This is a genomic window from Eikenella exigua, assembly GCF_008805035.1.
Lineage (GTDB): Bacteria > Pseudomonadota > Gammaproteobacteria > Burkholderiales > Neisseriaceae > Eikenella > Eikenella exigua.
Map to the genome: position 1 here is coordinate 1,732,909 of NZ_CP038018.1, position 20,141 is coordinate 1,753,049.

Annotated in this window: 18 protein-coding genes and 1 tRNA gene; 3 read left to right on the forward strand and 16 right to left on the reverse strand. The window is 56.5% G+C overall.

Features of this window, described 5'->3' with window-relative positions; genetic code table 11:
• Nucleotides 1-18: 18 nt before the first annotated feature.
• The gene (locus tag EZJ17_RS10360; RefSeq protein WP_167508182.1) at nucleotides 19-180 is read right to left on the reverse strand and encodes a hypothetical protein; all 162 of its coding nucleotides are present in this window, start codon (nucleotides 178-180) and stop codon (nucleotides 19-21) included.
• On the opposite strand from EZJ17_RS10360, the gene EZJ17_RS08850 reads away from it, so the two are divergent.
• Nucleotides 121-1,347, forward strand: a complete 1,227-nt coding sequence (locus EZJ17_RS08850; protein ID WP_151086438.1) for an NAD(P)/FAD-dependent oxidoreductase — start codon at nucleotides 121-123, stop codon at nucleotides 1,345-1,347. The genes EZJ17_RS10360 and EZJ17_RS08850 overlap by 60 nt on opposite strands.
• 301 nt (nucleotides 1,348-1,648) lie before the next feature.
• Here EZJ17_RS08850 and EZJ17_RS08855 read toward each other — a convergent pair whose 3' ends face one another.
• The 13 genes from EZJ17_RS08855 to ndk all read right to left on the reverse strand — a co-directional run bounded on the left by EZJ17_RS08855 (nucleotide 1,649) and on the right by ndk (nucleotide 15,771).
• Nucleotides 1,649-3,064: an OmpP1/FadL family transporter gene (locus EZJ17_RS08855; protein ID WP_067444414.1), complete on the reverse strand. Its 1,416-nt coding sequence runs from the start codon at nucleotides 3,062-3,064 to the stop codon at nucleotides 1,649-1,651.
• A 375-nt stretch (nucleotides 3,065-3,439) separates the two neighbouring features.
• A tRNA-Met gene (locus EZJ17_RS08860) sits at nucleotides 3,440-3,516 on the reverse strand.
• 226 nt (nucleotides 3,517-3,742) lie between these two features.
• The gene (gene rnhB / locus EZJ17_RS08865; RefSeq protein WP_067440110.1) at nucleotides 3,743-4,327 is read right to left on the reverse strand and encodes a ribonuclease HII; all 585 of its coding nucleotides are present in this window, start codon (nucleotides 4,325-4,327) and stop codon (nucleotides 3,743-3,745) included.
• Complete coding sequence (lpxB, locus tag EZJ17_RS08870) at nucleotides 4,324-5,478, reverse strand: lipid-A-disaccharide synthase (protein ID WP_067444411.1); 1,155 nt, start codon at nucleotides 5,476-5,478, stop codon at nucleotides 4,324-4,326. Before lpxB ends, rnhB begins: the two co-directional genes overlap by 4 nt.
• 195 nt (nucleotides 5,479-5,673) lie before the next feature.
• A complete protein-coding gene (gene pyrE, locus EZJ17_RS08875) occupies nucleotides 5,674-6,318 on the reverse strand; it encodes an orotate phosphoribosyltransferase (RefSeq protein ID WP_067440104.1) in 645 nt (214 codons plus the stop codon).
• 135 nt (nucleotides 6,319-6,453) lie between these two features.
• Nucleotides 6,454-8,364: an acyltransferase family protein gene (locus EZJ17_RS08880; protein WP_151086440.1), complete on the reverse strand. Its 1,911-nt coding sequence runs from the start codon at nucleotides 8,362-8,364 to the stop codon at nucleotides 6,454-6,456.
• 126 nt (nucleotides 8,365-8,490) lie between these two features.
• Nucleotides 8,491-10,302: a translational GTPase TypA gene (gene typA, locus EZJ17_RS08885; RefSeq protein ID WP_151086442.1), complete on the reverse strand. Its 1,812-nt coding sequence runs from the start codon at nucleotides 10,300-10,302 to the stop codon at nucleotides 8,491-8,493.
• A 173-nt stretch (nucleotides 10,303-10,475) separates the two neighbouring features.
• Nucleotides 10,476-10,871 carry a hypothetical protein gene (locus tag EZJ17_RS08890; protein ID WP_067440095.1) on the reverse strand — a complete coding sequence of 132 codons (396 nt, stop codon included), beginning with the start codon at nucleotides 10,869-10,871 and terminating at the stop codon, nucleotides 10,476-10,478.
• A 300-nt stretch (nucleotides 10,872-11,171) separates the two neighbouring features.
• Nucleotides 11,172-12,449: a flavodoxin-dependent (E)-4-hydroxy-3-methylbut-2-enyl-diphosphate synthase gene (ispG, locus tag EZJ17_RS08895; RefSeq protein WP_067440094.1), complete on the reverse strand. Its 1,278-nt coding sequence runs from the start codon at nucleotides 12,447-12,449 to the stop codon at nucleotides 11,172-11,174.
• A gap of 12 nt (nucleotides 12,450-12,461) precedes the next feature.
• The gene (locus EZJ17_RS08900; protein ID WP_067440091.1) at nucleotides 12,462-13,352 is read right to left on the reverse strand and encodes a RodZ domain-containing protein; all 891 of its coding nucleotides are present in this window, start codon (nucleotides 13,350-13,352) and stop codon (nucleotides 12,462-12,464) included.
• The gene (gene pilW / locus EZJ17_RS08905) at nucleotides 13,349-14,122 is read right to left on the reverse strand and encodes a type IV pilus biogenesis/stability protein PilW (protein ID WP_082880724.1); all 774 of its coding nucleotides are present in this window, start codon (nucleotides 14,120-14,122) and stop codon (nucleotides 13,349-13,351) included. Before pilW ends, EZJ17_RS08900 begins: the two co-directional genes overlap by 4 nt.
• Nucleotides 14,123-14,127: 5 nt before the next feature.
• Entirely contained in the window at nucleotides 14,128-15,219 is a 1,092-nt protein-coding gene (rlmN, locus tag EZJ17_RS08910) for a dual-specificity RNA methyltransferase RlmN (protein WP_067440088.1), read from the reverse strand.
• A 126-nt stretch (nucleotides 15,220-15,345) separates the two neighbouring features.
• Nucleotides 15,346-15,771 carry a nucleoside-diphosphate kinase gene (gene ndk / locus EZJ17_RS08915; RefSeq protein WP_067440086.1) on the reverse strand — a complete coding sequence of 142 codons (426 nt, stop codon included), beginning with the start codon at nucleotides 15,769-15,771 and terminating at the stop codon, nucleotides 15,346-15,348.
• On the opposite strand from ndk, the gene EZJ17_RS08920 reads away from it, so the two are divergent.
• On the forward strand, nucleotides 15,764-15,958 hold the full coding sequence (locus EZJ17_RS08920; RefSeq protein WP_151086444.1) for a hypothetical protein: 195 nt from the start codon (nucleotides 15,764-15,766) through the stop codon (nucleotides 15,956-15,958). The two genes, ndk and EZJ17_RS08920, sit on opposite strands and share 8 nt — an antisense overlap.
• 57 nt (nucleotides 15,959-16,015) lie before the next feature.
• On the opposite strand, the gene EZJ17_RS08925 is transcribed toward EZJ17_RS08920, so the two are convergent.
• On the reverse strand, nucleotides 16,016-16,828 hold the full coding sequence (locus EZJ17_RS08925) for a sulfite exporter TauE/SafE family protein (protein WP_067440083.1): 813 nt from the start codon (nucleotides 16,826-16,828) through the stop codon (nucleotides 16,016-16,018).
• 170 nt (nucleotides 16,829-16,998) lie between these two features.
• Nucleotides 16,999-17,793, reverse strand: coding sequence for a CDP-diacylglycerol--serine O-phosphatidyltransferase (pssA, locus tag EZJ17_RS08930; RefSeq protein ID WP_067440080.1), 795 nt, complete (start codon nucleotides 17,791-17,793; stop codon nucleotides 16,999-17,001).
• Between the two features lie 239 nt (nucleotides 17,794-18,032).
• Between pssA and lpdA the strand changes: the two genes are divergently transcribed.
• Nucleotides 18,033-19,838: a dihydrolipoyl dehydrogenase gene (lpdA, locus tag EZJ17_RS08935; RefSeq protein WP_151086446.1), complete on the forward strand. Its 1,806-nt coding sequence runs from the start codon at nucleotides 18,033-18,035 to the stop codon at nucleotides 19,836-19,838.
• Nucleotides 19,839-20,141: the final 303 nt, after the last annotated feature.

Below are 20,141 nucleotides of genomic sequence, written 5' to 3' on the forward strand. Positions count from 1 at the left end.
ATTGATGCCGCGCAAACCTTATCCCACGATTTTCAGGTAGCCTTCCAGGCCGTCTGAAAGGCTACCTGAAACCCACACCCCCATCCTTAAGGAGACCAAACATGCCCCCAATCCTGCGATATCGCCATCATCGGTGCCGGCCCCTCTGGCGCAGTCGCCGCCGCCCTGCTGCTCAAACACGGCTTTTCCGTGTGTGTGCTCGAAAAGCAGCATTTCCCCCGCTTCGTGATCGGCGAAAGCCTGTTGCCGCACTGCATGGAATTCATCGAAGAAGCCGGCTTCCTGCCCGCCGTAGAAGCCGAGCCCAGCTTCCAGTTTAAAAACGGCGCCGCCTTCACCTGGGGCAGCCGCTACACCTATTTCGACTTCACCGACAAATTCACCCCCGGCCCCGGCACCACCTACCAAGTGCGCCGCGGAATCTTCGATAAAATCCTAATCGACGAAGCCGCCAAACAAGGCGCGGATGTGCGCTTCGGCCACGCCGTTACCGCCTTCGACAACAGCGGCGACACCGCCCGCCTCAGCGTGGAAACCGACAACGGCGAAGCCTACGAACTCACCGCCCGCTTCGTGCTCGACGCCAGCGGCTACGGACGCGTCCTCCCCCGCCTGCTCAGCCTCGACACCCCGTCCGACCTGCCCATGCGCGAAGCCCACTTCACCCACATCGACGACAACATCGCCGACCCCGATTTCGACCGCAGCAAAATCCTCATCTCCACCCACCCGGTGCACCGCGACGTATGGCTCTGGCTCATCCCCTTCGGCGACAACCGCTGCTCCATCGGCGTGGTCGGCCTGCCCGAACGCTTCGCCGGCCTGGGCGATTCCGAAGCCATCCTGCGCCGCTACGCCGCCGAAATCCCCATGCTCGCGCGCATTTTGGGCAACGCCCAATGGGAAAACGACTTCCCCTTCCGCCACATCAAAGGCTATTCCGCCAACGTCAAAACCCTGCACGGCCGCCACTTCGCCCTCTTGGGCAACGCCGCCGAATTCCTCGACCCCGTCTTCTCCTCCGGCGTCACCATCGCCATGCACTCGGCCAAACTCGCCGCCGACCTGCTCGCCCGCCAGCTCAAAGGCCAAGAAGCAGACTGGCAGTGCGAATTCGCCGAACCGCTGATGACGGGCGTCAACGCCTTCCGCACCTATGTGAACGGCTGGTATGACGGCAGCTTCCAAGACGCCATCTACGCCCCCAACCGCAACCCCGAAATCAGCCGCATGATCAGCTCCATCCTCGCCGGTTACGCCTGGGATGGCAGCAACCCCTACGTGGGAAAATCTGAACGCTGCCTCCAAGCCCTGGCCGCAACCGTGGGCGTGCAGCAGTGCGGATAAGCGGGTGAGCTTTCAGGTAGCCTCCAAAACCGATTGAAAGGCTACCTGAAAGTCCGCAAACTGGTATTTATGCTCGACAAAACTTAGGCGGTATCACCATACCGCCGTTTTAGGTTCCAGCTCATTTTTCAGGTAGCCTCTTGCCTGCCTCGGCATCATTGGCAAGCATCATTTGAGGCTACCTGAAAGCATTGGCTTCAGCACAAACTAAAACACAAAAGCAGCCTGCACTTGCTACCCAGCAAAGTGCAGGCTGCTTTTTGGTATTTTCAGGTAGCCTTTTCCGTTGCCACTAATCTAATCAGAATTTATAGGTGTACTGCAAGCCTAAGATATGGGAGTGGCTTCTAAATTTGGCGGAGCCGTGGGTGCGGCTGGACACACAGGCTTGCGAGCCGGGACCGGAGGCTGTGCCGCCGCACCAGCCGTTTACGTTGGCGGAGGTGTTTTTCACGTGCACATAGCTGTAGGCAAGATTTACACTGTGTTGCTGATTGATGTCGTATTTGCCGCCCAGAGAGAGCCAGAGGCGGTCGGCATCGGGCAGGGTGCTCATACGGGTGTTGGCGCCGCGTACGGGGGATTGGTCGTAGGCGATACCGAAGCGCAGTTGCAGGGGGTCGGTGATTTGGTAAGACGCGCCGAGGGAGAGCTTATAGGTGTTGCGCCATTGGGGGGTGAGGATAGTTTGGTTGCTGCGGGCAAGGCCGCCGGTTTGGGGGTTGGCCACGGTTTTGGTGTTGCCGAAATTCAGCTCGGCACGGTTGAAGCGGGAGTGGCGCGTCCAAGTGGCGTCGCTATAGAGCGACCAGCGCGGTGTGAGTTTGTACATGCCGTGCAGGGAGAAGGATTCGGGGGTAACGATGCGTACGTTGGCTGCTTCGGATTCGGCGTAACCATTGGCGCGGAGGGCGTTGGAAAGTGCGCCGCCCATCGGGGTTTGGAAGGCTGCGCCCACCAGTTTCCATTCGGCATCACCGCGCAGGTTGTGGCTGACTTTGGAGCGGTAGTTTGCGCCCAAGCGCAGGGAATCGTTCACGTCCCACAGCCAGGCGAGGTTGTAGCCGAAGCCCCAATCGCTGCCTTCCACGCTGGCGTAGCCGTCGGCAAAGCCGTTACGGCGCAGCGGAGGGAAAGCGCCGAAGTTGGCATATTGGCGCAGCTTGGCGGTGGTGTGTTGTGCGACGAGGCCGAGGGCGATGGAGTGCTGGTCGTTGATTTTATAGGCAACGGTGGGCTGGATGGCGATGGTTTTCACGCTCAACTCATTCAGGTTGTAGCGCAAAACGGCATCATGTTGGTACTCGGTGCCGGAGCCGAAGGGAACGTACATGCCCAAGCCGAGGGCAAGGTTGTCGTTTAGGCGGTGCGACAAATAAAAATGTGGCGCAACCACTATGCTCTTCGGGCGGATGTTGCCGGAAGTGGCACCTTGCACGGGTTGGTTGGTGCCGGGGTAGTAGGCTTCGGCATCGCTGTATTTCACGCTGGGGGCAACAAGGTTTACGTTGATACTGACCTGCGTACCTTCGAGTTTGGTGAGGCCGGCCGGGTTGTGGAATAAAGTAGAAGGATCGGCGGCTTCGGCGGAGGAGGAATTGGCCGTGGATTGGCTGCTCACGGACTGGGTACCGAAATGGTAGCCGGAAGCCCAGGCTTGGGTGGAGAAGGCGGCGGCCAGCAACAAGGCTAAGCGGGAGAAATGGCGGGTTATCATGATGTATTCGGTTAAAGAAATAAGTGTTTGTCGATTAACAGGCAAGTTTTCAGGTAGCCTTGATGAAAGAGGCTACCTGAAACGTTACGCCATACAGCTAAACATCTGCATCCGTTGCGGCTTGCTGCCCCGCATACATAATAATGAAGCTGTTTGGCTATTAACGTTGAATAACTATTCTACACGAAACTTCGTGCAGAAATAAAACTCAGCGGCCAAAACAGCACGGGTCTATAATGTTAGAATTGGTAAATTTCCAACAGATTGCCAGAGCTCAACGAAATTTCGCCACATCGTTTTACTTTCTAGCCAGGTGAAGGCATAAAATTGCCGGAATGCAAAAACCTCCCGGCAAATTGCCGGGAGGTTTGAATTTGGTTGCGGGGGCAGGATTTGAACCTACGACCTTCGGGTTATGAGCCCGACGAGCTACCATGCTGCTCCACCCCGCGTCAGGGAAAGTGGACTATACGCGCCTTGGCGGAGCTTGTCAAGTTTGTGCGCCACATAAAGACTATTGGCCTGCATTGTTTGATTAATTTTGTTTGCGCAATTTGGCTTTCTGCCCAGCAGGCTACCTGAAAGCGATGTCTTGGCAAAGCCAAGGCTGCGCTTCTGCGAAGCTAAAGCGATGGTTTGACGAAGGCAAAGCTGAGTTTCTGCAGGCGCAAACCTGATTCACTCAAACAGCCGACCCTGTGCCAATATTGCCCGCACCGGAGCAAAGCTGCGGCGGTGTTCGGGCAGCGCGCCGTGGCGTTGCAGGGCGGCAAGGTGTTCGGCGGTGCCGTAGCCTTTGTGCCGTTTGAAGCCGTATTGCGGATAACGTTCGGCCAGGGCATACATTTCCGCGTCGCGTGCGGTTTTGGCCAGCACAGAGGCGGCGGAAATCTGGATGATTTTGCTGTCGCCTTTTATTACGGCTTCGGCCTCGCAGCCCAAATCGGGCGGCACGCGGTTGCCGTCTATCCATGCTTTTTCAGGTAGCCTTCCTAGCCCGTGTACGGCGCGGCGCATGGCCAGCATGGTGGCGTGCAGGATGTTGAGCTGGTCGATTTCCTCCACCGAGGCGGCGGCCACGCACCAAGCCAGTGCCTGCTGTTTAATCAACACCGCCAATTCGTCGCGGCGGCGTTCGCTGAGTTTTTTCGAGTCGGTGAGCCCCGGCAAATCGTATTCGTCCGGCAGCACCACGGCGGCGGCAAACACGCTGCCGACCAATGGCCCGCGCCCGGCCTCGTCCACCCCGGCCTGCCAAATCATGGGTTTGCCCCCGCGGCGGCCAGCACTGCCGCTGCGGCTTCGGCGGCGGTGTCTTTGCGCAATAAACGATGCAGCTCGGTGAAATCCTGTTGCAGCGCGGCGGTTTTCTCCGGCGAGCGATACCAATCCAGCAGCGCGGCAGCCAGCTTTTCCGGCTCGGCATCGTGCTGCAGCAGCTCCGGCACGGCGGCACGGCCGAGCAGCACATTGGGCAGCCCCACATAGGGCACTTTGATTTTATGCTTCACCAGCGCATAGGTGAGCGGCGAGATTTTGTAGCTGATCACCATCGGCCGCTTGCACAGTGCCACTTCCAAGGTGGCGGTGCCGCTGGTGACCAGCACCGCATCCGCCGCCGTGCAGGCCTGCGCCGTGCCGCCCGGGAGCAGTTGCAAGGGCAGGCGGCAATATGGCTCGGTGGCGAGCAGGCTTTGCAGGCGTGCGCGGGTGGCTTCGGTGGCGTAGGGCAGCAGGAATCGTGCCTCGGGAATTTGTTGCCACACCAATTGCGCAGCTTGCAGAAACAGCGGCGCCATATAGTCGATTTCGCTCACTCGGCTGCCGGGCAGCAGGGCGAATACGGGCTGCGTTTCAGGTAGCCTCAACTCGTGGCGTGCGGCGGCGCGGTCGGCTTCCAAAGGCAGGGTTTGCGCTAACGGATGTCCCACAAAACGCGCCCGCCCGCCGGCCTGCCGATATAGCTCCGGCTCCATCGGGAACAGGCACAGCACTTCATCTGCCTGCTGCACGATTTTATGCACCCGCTCGCGCCGCCACGCCCACACCGAAGGGCTCACATAGTGCAGCGTGGGAATGCCCGCGGCCTTGAGCGCAGCAGCCACACCCAGGTTGAAATCCGGTGCGTCGATGCCAACGAACACATCTGGCCGCTGCCGTTTCATTTCGCCAATCAAGCCCTTGCGGATACGCCAAATCGCCGGCAGGTTTTTCAGCACCTCCACATAGCCACGTACCGCCAGCGTTTCTTGGTCGAACAGGCTCTCCAGCCCAGCCGCCTGCATCCGCGGACCGCCGATGCCGGTAAACCGTGCCTGCGGGCAGCGCGCGCGGATGGCCTCAATCAGGTGCGCGCCGAGCAGGTCGCCCGAAGCTTCGCCGGCACACAGGGCAATAAGGGGGGAAGTGTTCATGGTGGGAACGGCTGGAAAATAAAGATGCGGTATTCTACCGAATAATGCGGCTGCGGGCGGATGGAACGTTGAAGGCTACCTGAAAAATTCAGCTTCGCAAGAAGTTCACTTTGACTGCGCCAGAGCCTCGTTCTAACTGCGTTGAAGCTGGCGCTTTAGCTTCGCCAAGACATCGCTTTCAGGTAGCCTTTATTCTTAATCCGCCACTCCGTAGCGGTCGCGGTAGGCCTGCACCGGCGCCAGATATTGCCGGAACTGCGCATCGTCTTGTAAGAGTGCGAGCAAATCGGCCAGGCTGGCAATCGGCACCACCGGCAGCCCGTATTGCTGGCGCACTTCCTGCACCGCCGATTGGCTGCCCGTGCCTTTTTCCATGCGGTCGAGCGCAATTGCCACCCCGGCCGGCATGGCCCCTGCCTGCTCAATCAGGCGCACCGATTCGCGCACCGAAGTGCCGGCGGAAATCACATCGTCAACAATCAACACCCGACCGGCCAGCGGCGCACCCACCAACGTGCCGCCTTCGCCGTGGTCTTTGGCTTCCTTGCGGTTATAGGCAAAAGGCACATTGCGCCCTTGTTCGGCCAGCATCATCGCCGTGGCCGAAGCCAGCACGATGCCCTTATAAGCCGGGCCGAACAGCATATCAAACTCTACCCCGCTCTCGAGAATCGAACGCGCATAAAACCGCGCCAGCGCCAGGGTAGAGGCGCCGTCGTTAAACAGCCCGGCATTGAAAAAATAGGGCGAAAGCCGCCCTGCCTTGGTAACAAACTCACCAAAGCGCAACACATCCTGCTCCAGCGCAAAGCGCAGAAAGTCCTGCCGAAAATCGCTCATGATGCCTTTCCTGAAATCAAGAATTGAAAACGGCGGCATTATAGCCGATTCTGCCGTACTCTTCGGCTGATATGAAAAGGCTACCTGAAACCGATGGGCAGATTTCAGGTAGCCTTTTGGTAGAGCAGAATCGCGCTATTGATGGTTTACCGGTTGTCGATCGGCTGGTTTATCAGGCAGCGGCTGCAATAAGCGGCGGCCGGAAGCGATAAAGCGTTTGCCCATTTGTTCCGAGCCGTATGGGTTGAAATGCTCACTATCAACATAGATGGGCAGGCCATCAACGGTAAAGTCTGAAGGGACCAAATCAGTAAAATCTATCCAGTGTACTTGGGGATATTTGCGGACAATCTCGTAAATGGTTTGGTTGGCTGCTTCCGAGTCTTGACGGATAAATTGCTGCCGTTCCGTCAGTTGCTGAAATAGGCCAATGGATTGGAGGTATCTCCTACGAAGGATGTTTACTCCAGCGTTAGGATTATCTTTCAATACATAAACAATTTTCTGCCGGTTAAGCAGAAATTGTAGGGTTTTATCGAAATTTTTCGGGAAATCAGGCTGCTCTAACCGTTGTTGCCAGCGGTTAGACAAAATTACTACTTGATATTTATCTAAATCCTGTTCCACTTGATGGCGCATGGCCAAACACCGCTCGCGCCATTCTGGCCGTTCTAAGTTTTTATGTACTGTAGTGGTGTTGTATAGGAAAGCACAGCTACCAGCAGATACGACATATGCTGCCCAACCTTCATGCCTGCCTACTACTTCATAGAAAGTGTTGTAGTGCGCGGTATGTGAATCGCCAACAGCCAGGATGGTTACCGGTTTGTTGCGGTCGCCTTTAACGCAATCATTATTTTCTCCATCATTACAGATACCAGTATGCCAACCCAACTCTTGTTTTTCCGGAGTGTGGCGAAGCTGCTTATCGTAAGCTGAACGCCCTGCATTCACCCCAATCCCCAGCGCGAAATAAACCGCCATCACGCTGGCAAACGCCTTGCCAGACAGTTTTTTGCTGTGCCGAATCGGATTCTCAATCAAGCGGTACGATACCCACGAAGCCAATACCACGCCGGCCATTGACACCAATACCACATCCAACGGCAATACGCTGTCCATATATGCATAACGCAGCAGCGCCAGCACCGGCCAGTGCCACAGATACAGCGGATAGGAAATCAGGCCGATGGCCACCATCGGCTTCCAAGCGAGCAGCTGGTTGAAACGACTGCCGTTGCCGGCGGCAATCAGCCAGGCAGCAGCGCTGCATACGGCCAAGCGCTCAATATAGCCTTTGCCAGGCAGGAAGCCGTCGGGCAAACACAAACAAACCAGCATAACAATAGCGGCTAACCAAGCGGTTGGGTTTAGGCTTTTGCCCGGGGTTTTACAGCGAGCCGGCACCACGGCAGCCAGCGAACCGATTAGTAATTCGTATGCGCGCACTTGCGGCAGGTAGTAGGCATCTGCCTCATAAGGCACCAAGCCGGAGAGCAGGCTGGCGGTAATCATGGCGATAACAGCGTGTACGGTGTATTTGGGCAGATATTTGTGCACCAGCCACATCAAGAGAGGGAAAACAAAATAGAACTGCTCTTCCAAGGAAAGCGACCAGATGTGCAGCAGCGGTTTTTCGGCAGAAGCAATATCAAAATAGCCTCCGCTTTTGGCAAAAAACAGGTTGGCACCGAAAAACAGCGAGGAGCGCAGCGAGCGCAGATAGTTAAAAAAATCGTCCGGCATCAGCAGCCATGCGCCCACGGCCGTGCAGACGGCGAGCACAAACAAGAAGGCGGGCAAAATGCGTTTGGCACGGCGCTGGTAGAAATTGAGCAGCGAAAAGCGTTGCCCGGTTAGCTCCTTGTGGATGATGGAGGTAATCAAATAGCCGGAGATAACGAAGAATATATCCACGCCGAGAAAGCCGCCGGGGAGCAGCTTGGCATGAATATGAAACAGGATAACGGCAATCACGGCCACAGCGCGTAGACCGTCGATATCGGCTCGGTAGGAAAGGCTGCTGTTGGAGGCGGGGAGGCTCATGTTGGTGGATATGGCTGAAAGGTTGGATTGGAATAAAGGCTACCTGAAAGATGGCGGAGATGTTCAGCTTCGTTTTCAGGTAGCCTGTTACCGGATTTTAAGCGGCCTGAGGCTTTTCAGGTAGCCTTAGTCCAATTTTTTAAAGTGGCGGCGACGTTCCAGTTCGCTCAGGTAGCGTTTGCGCAGGCGGATGGATTTGGGGGTGATTTCCACCAGCTCATCGTCGTCGATAAATTCCACTGCGCTTTCCAGCGTGAGCTTAATCGGCGTGGTGAGGCGCACGGCTTCGTCGGTGCCGCTGGCGCGCACGTTGGTGAGCTTTTTGCCCTTGAGCGGATTCACCACCAAATCGTTGTCGCGGCTGTGGATGCCGATAATCATGCCTTCGTAGATTTTGTCGTTGGGCGACACGAACATGCGGCCGCGTTCTTCCAAGTTCCACAGGGCATAAGCCACGGCTTCGCCTTGCTCTTGGGAAACCAGCACGCCGTTGTGGCGGCCGGGCATATCGGGCTTCACGGAGGCGTAGTCGTCGAACACATGGCTCATCAGGCCGACGCCGCGCGTGAGGGTCATGAATTCGCCTTGGAAGCCGATGAGGCCGCGGGCGGGAATGTGGTATTCGAGGCGGGTGCGGCCGTGGCCGTCGCTTTCCATATTGGTGAGCTCGCCACGGCGGCGGCCGAGTTCTTCCATCACTGCGCCTTGGTTTTCGTCGGGCACGTCCACAGTCAGGGTTTCATACGGCTCGCATTTTTGGCCGTTGATTTCACGGTACACGACGCGCGGTTTGCCCACGGCCAGTTCGTAGCCTTCGCGGCGCATATTTTCCAGCAAAATAGTGAGGTGCAGCTCGCCGCGGCCGGACACACGGAATACGTCGGCATCGGCGGTATCTTCCACGCGCAGAGCCACGTTGGTGAGCAGTTCGCGTTGTAGGCGGTCGCGGATTTGGCGGCTGGTAACGAATTTGCCTTCGGTGCCGGCCAGCGGGCTGGTGTTCACCATGAAGTCCATGGTGAGGGTGGGTTCGTCCACGCTCAGCATTGGCACGCCGACGGGGTTGTCTTTGTCGCAAATGGTTACGCCGATGCCGATTTCCTCAATGCCGGAAATCAGCACGATGTCGCCGGCTTCGGCTTCCTGCAGCGGCACGCGTTCCAGCCCGCTGAAACCGAGCAGCTGGTTGATGCGGCCTTGGGCGATTTGTTTGTCGTGGTTCATCACGGCCACGGTTTGGCCGGGGCGGATTTTGCCGTTGAGGATGCGGCCGATGCCGAGGCGACCGGTGTAGTTGTCGTAGTCGAGCTGGGAGATTTGCAGCTGCAGCGGCGCATCGGCGCTACCTGAAGGTGCGGGGGTGTATTTGAGGATGGTGTCGAACAGCGGGCGCATGTCGCTGCTCTCGTCTTCTTCGTTCAGCTTGGCAAAGCCGGAAAGGCCGGAAGCATAGACGATGGGAAAATCGAGCTGCTCTTCGCTGGCGCCAAGGTTGTCGAACAAATCAAAGGTTTGATCGATCACCCAGCTGGCGCGGGCGGTGGGCTTATCGATTTTGTTGATCACCACAATGGGTTTCAAGCCCAGTGCGAGGGCTTTTTTGGTGACGAAGCGGGTTTGCGGCATCGGGCCTTCTTGCGCGTCCACCAGCAGCAGCACGCAATCGACCATGCCGAGCACGCGTTCTACTTCGCCGCCGAAATCGGCGTGGCCGGGGGTGTCGACGATATTGATGTGGTAGCCTTCGTATTCGATGGCGGTGTTTTTGGCCAGGATGGTGATGCCGCGTTCTTTTTCGATGTCGTTGCTGTCCATCACGCGCTCATCCACGTGCTGGTTAGCGCGGAAGGTGCCGGATTGGCGCAGGAGTTGGTCTACGAGTGTGGTTTTGCCATGATCGACGTGGGCGATGATGGCGATGTTGCGGATGTTTTTCATGTTAGTTTTGGTCGCAGCGAGTGCGGAAAATAATTTTGGAAACCGCGTATTATAGCAGTTCTACTGCTCGCCCCGCAAAGCAGATCCGGTGGGCTGGTGTTTTTCAGGTAGCCTTTGCGGCGTGAAAAAGGCTACCTGAAATTCAGGTAGCCTGTATGGGCTTGGGTTGTGGTTTAGTCGATAAACTGCCGCAGCATGCTCACTGCCAAGTGGCTGAACTGGCGATATTTATCGGTTTTTTCGATTTTGTCTTTGTCGAGCCCGATTTCGATGATAACGCCGGCTTTGTTGCCATAGAGCACGGTGTTTTCAATTTCGTAGGCGCTGTGGGTTTTGCCTTTGCTATCGGGCGTGGGCACGATGAAGGCCTGCAGCATTTCGCCGCTGGCCAGGTTTTGCAGGATCAGGCTTTTCTTCACGTTTTCGGCCACATCACCGCTCACGTATTGGAAAGGGTTGGTGGCCACATCAGTTACGCCGCGATAGGAGTAGATGTAAACCTTGTGTTCGAGTTTGGGGTTGTTGAGTAGATAGAGTTTGAGCAGAAGCTGACGGAGGTCGGCGGCCATGATGTTTCCCTTTATGTGCCCGCTATAGCTGCGGTTGGTGGGCATTATAGCCAATCTGCAGAGCAAGCTCTACATGGGCAAGTGATGGCCGAAGCATCTTTATATAGTGAATTAAAATAAGAACGCCACTGCGTGGCTCGCCTTGTCCCATTCTCATTTTTATCCACTATACATATGGTGGATTAGCTGAATTTTCGCTACGACGTTTCAGGTAGCTTGCAACGATGCAGCTGAGGCTGCCTGAAAATAAAAACCCTTTGCCAATCAAGGCAAAAGTTTCGTTTTCGTACGCCAATCCGGCTAAGCTTGGCGGATAGGGATGATTTTGGCGGCTTGGCTAAGGCGTTTTTTACCGCCTTCGCCGTAGTTTTCAGCCACGTAGGTTTCCACAATCTGCAAAAACTCGGCAGCCATCTTGTCGCCCTTAAGTGTTACTTTGCGCTCGCCATCCACATACACGGGAGCAACCGGGGTTTCACCGGTGCCGGGCAGACTGATGCCGATATCGGCCAGTTTACTTTCGCCCGGGCCGTTTACCACGCAGCCCATCACGGCCACGTTCAGGCTTTCCACGCCGGGATATTTGTGTTTCCACACCGGCATCTGCATCCGCAGGTGCAGCTGGATATCGCGCGCCAGCTCTTGGAATACGGTGCTGGTGGTGCGGCCGCAGCCCGGGCAAGCGGTTACCATCGGTGTGAAAGAGCGCAATCCCATAGTTTGTAGGATTTCTTGCGCCACAATCACTTCCTGCGTGCGCGAACTGCCTGGCTCGGGGGTGAGCGAGATGCGGATGGTGTCGCCGATGCCTTCTTGCAGCAATACAGACAGCGCGGCAGTAGAAGCCACGATGCCTTTGCTGCCCATGCCGGCTTCGGTAAGCCCCAGATGCAGCGGATAGGCGCAGCGGCTGCCTAAATCGCGATACACCTGAATCAGATCCTGCACGGCACTGACTTTGCACGACAGGATGATTTTGTTTTCAGGTAGCCCCAAATCCACGGCTTTTTGTGCAGATTCCAGCGCAGAAAGCACCAGTACTTCTTTCATCACGGCTTCGGGCGGCTGCGGCTCGGGGCGGCTGCGGTTGGCATCCATCAGGCGTTTGGCCAAGCTTTGGTCGAGGCTGCCCCAGTTCACGCCGATGCGCACGGCTTTGCCGTTTTCGGCTGCGGTGCGGATTAAAAAGGCGAATTTCTCATCGCCTTTCGTGCCTTTGCCCACGTTGCCAGGATTAATGCGGTATTTGGCTAAGGCCTTGCCGCATTCGGGAAATTCGGCCAAGAGGCGTTCGCCGTTGAAGTGGAAATCACCGATGAGCGGGGTGGGGCAGCCCATGTCATCGAGCCGGCTGCGGATTTCGGCCACTTTGGCGGCGGCCTGCGGGTTGTTTACCGTAATCCGCACCATTTCCGAGCCGGCTTCGCTGAGTTCTTTTACCTGTAAGGCGGTGGCTTCGGCGTCGGCGGTGTCGGTGTTGGTCATTGACTGCACCACCACCGGCGAGCCGGAACCGACGGTGATGTGTTCAATTTCTACCTGATGCGTGCGCCGGCGGGAAGGAAGGGTTGTGTTCATAAACAGGTATGGTTATTGGGCGGCATCATCTTGGCCGCCGGCAGTGAAGGCGGCGGTTTTTTGGTCGACCATGTGCTCGGCCACATTGATGTCGCGACCGCTGTAGCTGGCTAAGCTGTTTTTGGCAAAGCCGATGCGTACGCGGTAGGGACCGTTACCGGAGAAACGGTGTTCGCTGCCGGCAGGCACGATTTTGCTTACCAGCATTTGGCCGTCTTTATCGGTTACGGTGAGGAAAGAGCGGAAGCGCAGTTTGAGCACCAATTCGCCCTGAGCCGATTGGATGCCTGCAGCAGCGGCCGGTGCAGAAGCAGGGTTTTCTACCGGCTGCGGCTGGCTACCTGAAACCGCCGGCAGGGAGGCAGTAGGCGTGGAGGCTTCTTGCAGCGGCAACACCTGCACATTGCTGCTGTCTAAGTTGGGCGGCAGGATTTGGTTTTCCGGAATGCTGGTTTGGGCATTCTGTTTTTGGTGTTCGGTATTGGACTTCATCTGCCACAACACTACCACGCCCACAATCGCGGCAGTGGCGGCCACGCCGAAAATCCAGCGCGGAAATGGCTTTTTAATCAGAGCGTTGTGGTAGGTCATCTTCACGTTGCCGTCTTCTTTGGCAGCAGGGCTTTGGAATTGGCTGGGGGTAATTATCTGCTCCAGATAGTTGTTTAATACGGTTTCATCCAAATTCAGGTAGCGTCCGTAGCTGCGCAGAAAGCCGCGCACAAACACGGGCTCAGGCAATTTGCTGAAATCGGCGTTTTCCAACGCCTCCACCTGGCGGGCGGGCAGTTTCAGGTGTTCCGACACATCGCCAAGCGACAGCTGTTGCTGTTCGCGGTTGTGGCGCAACAATTTGCCCAGTTCTTCAGCAGCGGCCAGCTGGGGGGTTGAGATCTCGGTCATTGGGGTCTTCCTGTGGTAATTTCTTGAAGTTCTGGCGAATACGGATAGTTGGTGCGCAGCTGCGCTTCGTATTCGTAGGCAGCCTGGGTTTGGCCGCGGGCGCGGGCAATCTTCCAGCCCAGCAGCAGATCGTCGGCACCTAGCCGGTCTACCTTACTTTGATATTGGCGGAACTGGCGGTCGGCCTCGCCCAAATTGCCTTCGAGCATGCGCACGCGTGCCATTTCTTTTTGCGCGGGGGCGAAACTCGGGTCGGCGGCTTGGGAGCGTTCCAGATAGGCCATGGCCAGGTTGTATTGCCCCAGGCGGGCGCTACAGATGCCTTTGTTCATGTAGGCTACCTGCGGGCTGGGATAAGTAGGGTCGGCCAGGGCGCGGTCGAAATAAGCCAAGGCCTGGTTTGCACGGCTGCCGGAGTTGCACAAAAACCAACCGTAGTTGTTGTTGATTTCCGCACTGTCGGGCTTGATAGACAGGGCGCGTTGGAAACTTTCTTCCGCTTTCTCCGGCACTTTCAGATATTGATAAATTTCAGCACGCACCAGCCAGGCGTTTTCGTTGCGTGGCTGAGCCTGTAGGGCTTCTTCAATCGCAGACACGGCGGCACGGTAGTCGCGCGAATTCATATATTCGATGGCAAGCTGGGTTTTGATGGCGGCAATTTCCTCTGGCCGGTTGCGCACTTCTTTGTTGCCGGTGTGGATAGTGATGCCGCCGCAGCCGGCGAGCAAAGCGAATGCCGTCAGGGAGGCAACTAAATTTTTTCTCATGATAATCAACCTTTCGCAACTTGTAATTGCAGCCATTTTTGTTGGCGGCGAGTTTTGTCCTGCACCTGTCCGGCCAGTTGGCCGCAGGCCGCATCGATGTCGTCGCCACGCGTTTTGCGCACGGTAACCACTAAACCGGCCTGATACAGGATGTCACGGAATACGCGGATATTTTCATCGCTGGAGCGGTTGTAGCCGGAATTGGGGAAGGGGTTAAACGGAATTAGATTGAATTTGCAGGGAACGTCTTTAACCAATTCCAACAGCTCGCGGGCGTGTTCGGGTTTGTCGTTTACGCCGTCGAGCATAACATATTCGAAGGTAACGAAGTCGCGCGGGGCTTTAACCAGATAGCGCTGGCAGGCAACCATCAACTCTTTGAGCGGATATTTTTTGTTTAGCGGCACGATTTCGTTGCGGATGGCGTCGTTTGGGGCGTGCAGAGATACAGCCAGCGCCACCGGCATGTCTTCTTTGAGCCTGTCCATCTGCGGCACCATGCCGGAGGTGGACACGGTAACGCGGCGGCGGCTGAGGGCGTAGCCGTGGTCATCCAGCATAATGGAGAGCGCGGTCACCACATTATCGTAGTTGGCCAACGGCTCACCCATGCCCATCATCACCACATTGGAAATCACTCGTTCGTCTTTGGGGGTGGCACCCAATGCTTTGTTTGCCCACCATAATTGGCCGATGATTTCGGCAGTAGAGAGGTTGCGGTTGAAGCCTTGGCGGCCGGTGGAGCAGAAAGTGCATTCCAGTGCACAGCCTACCTGCGAAGAAACGCACAGCGTGCCACGGTCGGTTTCGGGGATGAACACGGTTTCCACGCCGTTGCCGGTGCCCACATCCAACAGCCATTTACGCGTGCCGTCGCGGCTTTCCTGCGCGGCCATCAGCGCGGGCACGCCCACTTGTGCACTCTCGTTGAGCTTGGCGCGCAGCGATTTGGCCAGGTCGGTCATTTCATCGAAATCGCCGGCTGCGCCTTGGTGCATCCAGCGCATCACTTGGCGGGCGCGGAAGGGTTTTTCCCCCATTTGGGCGAAATGGGCGGTGAGGCCAGCGATGTCGTAGTTGAGCAGGTTGGTTTTCATATGAGCGCCGCAAATCGGCTGGTTGTGTTCTTGGGTTTTATGATTTATATATAAAGGCTTAAAGGCTACCTGAAAACTGCGTTTCAACACGTTTGAAACTTTCAGGTAGCCTGCAGCTTGGCCGGTTTAACGCGGGCAGATTTCCTGCTCGCTGAAAAAATAGGCCACTTCGATGGCGGCATTGGCCAAGCTGTCGGAACCGTGCACGGCGTTTGCATCGATAGAGGAAGCGAAATCGGCACGGATGGTGCCGGGGGCGGCTTCTTTCGGATTGGTAGCGCCCATCAACTCGCGGTTTTTGGCCACTGCGTTTTCGCCCTCCAATACCTGTACCACCACCGGGCCGCTAGTCATGAATTTCACCAAATCGGCAAAAAACGGGCGCTCTTTGTGTATGGCATAGAAGCCCTCGGCTTCCTCGCGGGTGAGGTGCTTCATTTTGGCGGCTACGATTTTCAGGCCGTTGCTTTCAAAGCGGCTGTAGATTTTGCCAATGACGTTTTTGGCCACGGCATCGGGTTTGATAATGGAAAGGGTGCGTTCAGTGGCCATTTGGTTCTCCAATCTAATTCGCTATCAACATATCGGCCGCATTGGATTTTTCATCCTACCCAAAGGCGTGCGGCTGGCGGATGGCATTTTAGCAAGTTTTCCGCGCGATTGCTTGTTTGGATACGGATTTTTGCATTTGTCGGCTTTGGTCTCGCATGCGCGGCTTGAAGGCTACCTGAAAGCGTAAGCTTCAGCGAAGTTAAAAACATACCGGCAGATTCTATAGGGGTGAAAACATTTGGCCCTACGCCCCATGCAACAACTTCCACAGCATCTGGCTACCAATCACTACCATCAGCGCCCCAAATACCCGCTTCAAGCCGGCAGGCGGCAGGCGGTGTGCCGCTCTCACGCCCAAGGGTGCAAACAGCACCGTGCACACCCCCAACACCACGATGCACGGCACATACCAAAAACCCACTGCACCCGCAGGCAGCCCCGGTACATTCCAGCCAGAAAGCAGATAGCCTAGCGCCCCCGCTACCGCAATCGGCCAAGCCAGCACGCTGGAAGTGGCCACTGCCTGATGCACCGGCATGCGGCAATACATCATAAACGGCACCGACAACGACCCGCCGCCGATACCCACCCAGCTGGAAAGCAGCCCAAACAACCCGCCAATCCCCGCCTGCATCCGACTGCTTGGCAGCTTGGCCGCCGGTTTCGGATTGAGCTGAAATAGGTTTTTTGCCGCCATCGAATAGCAAAACACGATGAACAACACCTGCAGGCCGAAGGTGGGAATCCGGTTCGACACCAGCGAGCCCAGCAGGCTGCCCGCCGCCAGCCCGGGCGCCATACGCCGCACAAATTCCCAGCGCACCGCCCCCTGTTTCTGCTGCGCCAGTGCGCTGGAAAAGGTAGTGAACACAATCACTGCCATCGACGTACCCACCGCCAAATGCTGGCCGTGCTCACCCGTGATGCCCTGCCTGCCCAGCACCCACAGCACAATCGGCACGATAATCATCCCGCCGCCAATGCCCAGCAGCCCGGCCAAAAATCCTGCTATCGCGCCCACCGACGCCATCGGCAGCAATACTTCCATGCTCCACATTGCCTGGTCTCCACTTTAGGGTCTGTCAACAATTATCGGCTGTATAAAGCCGCTGCCGGAAAGCAAATCGGCAGCGGCGGTTCATCTTTGAATTTTCAGGTAGCCTTTAGCCGTTCAGGTTAATCTGGCTTGGCACTTGCCTATCCCGAAATTCAGGCTGTTACCACTTTTCAGGTAGCCTCTGGTTCTTTTTCTGTTTCCGCTTCCTGTTGCTCTTTCTGCTTACGTCCGCGCTGCCAAAACCACATCACATAGCCCGACAAGCTGTAAGCCAAAAACAGCAGGAACAGCACCAACGAAGGCTCCCAAGTAATCACCAAAAAGCCGATCACGGCCAAGAGTAGTCCGAAAAACGGCACCTTGCGCCGCACGTTGATTTCCTTAAAGCTCCAAAACCGTACTTGCGCCACCATCGAAAGCCCGGCAAACAGTGTGATGATCAAGCACCACCAACGCGCCAGCGGCAGACCGCCCAGGTTGTGATCCATCCACACCAGCCCGATTACCAAAGCGGCTGCCGTCGGGCTCGGGATGCCGATAAACCAGCGTTTGTCCACCTTGCCGATTAAAGTGTTGAACAAGGCCAGGCGCAAAGCTGCGCAGGCGCAATAGATAAAGGCCACCGAATAGCCGATGCGCCCGAACTCGAAAAGCTGCCACTTATAGGCAATCAGCGCGGGCGCCACGCCGAAGCTCACCATGTCGGCCAAGCTGTCGAGCTGTTCGCCGAACGCGCTTTGGCTGTTGGTCCAGCGCGCCACGCGGCCGTCCATGCCATCAAGCAACATCGACACAAACACCGCCACCGCTGCCGTTTCGTAGTGGCCGTGCATGGATTGGGTGATGGCGAAAAATGCGCAAAACAAGGCCGCCAGTGTAAACGAATTGGGCAGCAGGTAGATGCTGTTTTGGCGGAAGGCTTCGCGGCGGCTGGCGGGCTGTTCGGGGGAGCGTGGCTGGGTCATTTGAGGCTACCTGAAAACTTGATAATTAGGAACCTATTATATACCTATCCCGACATCGCTGCGCCTGCAGCAGAAAAACCTGCACCGATAAAGCTGCGGGGAAGACAGCGACGTGCGTTATAATTCACTCTGTTGAACAATTAATCGGACAATACCGAAAACTTGGCAACATTGCGGGTTTCCATTTTTCAGGTAGCCCTTTGTGAATTAATCCAACACTCAAAATGAGGCACAACACAATGAGCTTAATCGAATTAAAAGTACCCGACATCGGCGGGCACGAAAATGTAGACATCATCGCCGTAGAAATCAAAGCAGGCGACACCATCGCTATAGACGACACCTTGATTACGCTGGAAACCGACAAAGCCACCATGGACGTGCCGGCCGAAGCCGCAGGCGTGGTGAAAGAAGTGAAAGTGAAAGTGGGCGACAAAATCTCCGAAGGAGGCATGATTGCCGTGATCGAAGCCGCCGGTGCGGCTGCCGCTGCCGAAGCGCCGAAAGCCGCAGCACCTGCTCCCGCTCAGGAAGCCCCCAAAGCTGCTGCATCCGCACCGCAGCCTGCACAATTTGCCGGCTCTGCCGATGCCGAATACGACATGGTGGTATTGGGCGGCGGCCCCGGCGGCTATTCCGCTGCATTTGCCGCAGCCGACGAAGGCTTGAAAACCGCCATCATCGAGCAATACAGCACCTTGGGCGGTGTGTGCCTGAACGTGGGCTGTATCCCATCTAAAGCGCTGCTGCACAACGCTGCTGTGATCGACGAAGTGAAACACTTGGTGAAAAACGGCATCAAATTCGGCGAGCCTGAAATCAATGTAGACGAACTGCGCGGCTACAAAGAAAAAGTGATCGCCAAACTCACCGGCGGCTTGGCAGGCATGGCCAAAGCCCGCAAAGTGGACGTTATCCAAGGTAACGGCCAATTCGTGGGCGCGAACCACATTGAAGTGTCGCTCACCGAATCCACCCAATACGAACAAGCCACCACAACCGGCGCGAAAAAAACCGTTGCCTTCAAAAACTGCATTATCGCCGTGGGCAGCCGCGTGGTGAAACTGCCCTTCATCCCCGAAGATCCGTGCATTGTGGATAGCACCGGCGCACTGGAACTGCGTCAAAACGGCGGCAAACTGCCGGAGAAAATGCTGGTCATCGGTGGCGGCATCATCGGCCTAGAAATGGGCACCGTGTACAGCACACTGGGCGCACGCCTGGATGTAGTTGAAATGATGGACGGCCTGATGCAGGGCGCCGACCGCGACTTGGTGAAAGTGTGGGAAAAAATGAACGCTCACCGCTTCGACAACATCATGACCAACACCAAAACTGTGGCCGTGGAAGCCAAACCCGACGGCATCTACGTAACCTTTGAAGGCGAAAAAGCGCCGAAAGAGCCGCAACGCTATGATTTGGTATTGGTGGCTGCCGGCCGTGCGCCGAACGGCAAACTTTGCTCTGCCGAAAAAGCCGGCGTGGCCGTTACCGAACGCGGCTTCATCGAAGTGGACAAACAAATGCGCACCAACGTGCCGCACATCTACGCCATTGGCGACGTGATCGGCCAGCCCATGTTGGCGCACAAAGCCGTACACGAAGGCCATGTGGCTGCTGAAAACTGCGCTGGCCACAAAGCCTACTTCGATGCACGCGTGATCCCGGGCGTGGCCTACACCGACCCCGAAGTGGCTTGGGTGGGTGTTACCGAAGAAATCGCCAAACGCGACGGCATAAAAATCACCAAAGCCGTATTCCCGTGGGCTGCCAGCGGCCGCGCCATTGCCAACGGTCGCGATGAAGGCTTCACCAAGCTGATTTTCGATGCCGAAAGCGGCCTGATTATCGGCGGCAGCATCGTCGGCACCCACGCCGGCGACATGATTGGCGAAATCTGCTTGGCCATCGAAATGGGCTGTGATGCAACCGACATCGGCAAAACCATCCACCCGCACCCCACCTTGGGCGAAAGCATCGGCATGGCGGCAGAAGTGGCCAACAGCACTTGCACCGACTTGCCGCCGCAGCGCAAGAAGAAATAAGCGTTTGGCAGCTTAAACGCTGAGTAGAAAAGGCTACCTGAAACTGTATTTAGCAGTTTTCAGGTAGCCTTTTAGTATGGCAGAGGCTAACTGAAAGCACCGTTTCAACGGAGAGGGTTTATTGCTTGGCAGAACCAAAGCTACACAGAAACTTCGCTTTAGCTATGCCAAGACATGGTTTTCAGGTGGCCTTCCCCGCATCCTATCCTTTCTCTCTACAAACAGCCCGATGTTTGACCTAGCACAGCACCCATTATCACAGCAGCCCGTATAGTTATCGTAAGCAATTCATCCGCCAGCATT

What these genes read in the sequence shown, in the direction of transcription:
- EZJ17_RS08855 (WP_067444414.1), bottom strand. Translation starts at nt 3,064, where the DNA reads ATGATAACCCGCCATTTCTCCCGCTTAGCCTTGTTGCTGGCCGCCGCC.
- rnhB (WP_067440110.1), bottom strand. Translation starts at nt 4,327, where the DNA reads ATGATTTGGCAGGCCGGGGTGGACGAGGCCGGGCGCGGGCCATTGGTC.
- lpxB (WP_067444411.1), bottom strand. Translation starts at nt 5,478, where the DNA reads ATGAACACTTCCCCCCTTATTGCCCTGTGTGCCGGCGAAGCTTCGGGC.
- pyrE (WP_067440104.1), bottom strand. Translation starts at nt 6,318, where the DNA reads ATGAGCGATTTTCGGCAGGACTTTCTGCGCTTTGCGCTGGAGCAGGAT.
- EZJ17_RS08880 (WP_151086440.1), bottom strand. Translation starts at nt 8,364, where the DNA reads ATGAGCCTCCCCGCCTCCAACAGCAGCCTTTCCTACCGAGCCGATATC.
- typA (WP_151086442.1), bottom strand. Translation starts at nt 10,302, where the DNA reads ATGAAAAACATCCGCAACATCGCCATCATCGCCCACGTCGATCATGGC.
- EZJ17_RS08890 (WP_067440095.1), bottom strand. Translation starts at nt 10,871, where the DNA reads ATGGCCGCCGACCTCCGTCAGCTTCTGCTCAAACTCTATCTACTCAAC.
- ispG (WP_067440094.1), bottom strand. Translation starts at nt 12,449, where the DNA reads ATGAACACAACCCTTCCTTCCCGCCGGCGCACGCATCAGGTAGAAATT.
- EZJ17_RS08900 (WP_067440091.1), bottom strand. Translation starts at nt 13,352, where the DNA reads ATGACCGAGATCTCAACCCCCCAGCTGGCCGCTGCTGAAGAACTGGGC.
- pilW (WP_082880724.1), bottom strand. Translation starts at nt 14,122, where the DNA reads ATGAGAAAAAATTTAGTTGCCTCCCTGACGGCATTCGCTTTGCTCGCC.
- rlmN (WP_067440088.1), bottom strand. Translation starts at nt 15,219, where the DNA reads ATGAAAACCAACCTGCTCAACTACGACATCGCTGGCCTCACCGCCCAT.
- ndk (WP_067440086.1), bottom strand. Translation starts at nt 15,771, where the DNA reads ATGGCCACTGAACGCACCCTTTCCATTATCAAACCCGATGCCGTGGCC.
- EZJ17_RS08925 (WP_067440083.1), bottom strand. Translation starts at nt 16,828, where the DNA reads ATGTGGAGCATGGAAGTATTGCTGCCGATGGCGTCGGTGGGCGCGATA.
- pssA (WP_067440080.1), bottom strand. Translation starts at nt 17,793, where the DNA reads ATGACCCAGCCACGCTCCCCCGAACAGCCCGCCAGCCGCCGCGAAGCC.
- lpdA (WP_151086446.1), top strand. Translation starts at nt 18,033, where the DNA reads ATGAGCTTAATCGAATTAAAAGTACCCGACATCGGCGGGCACGAAAAT.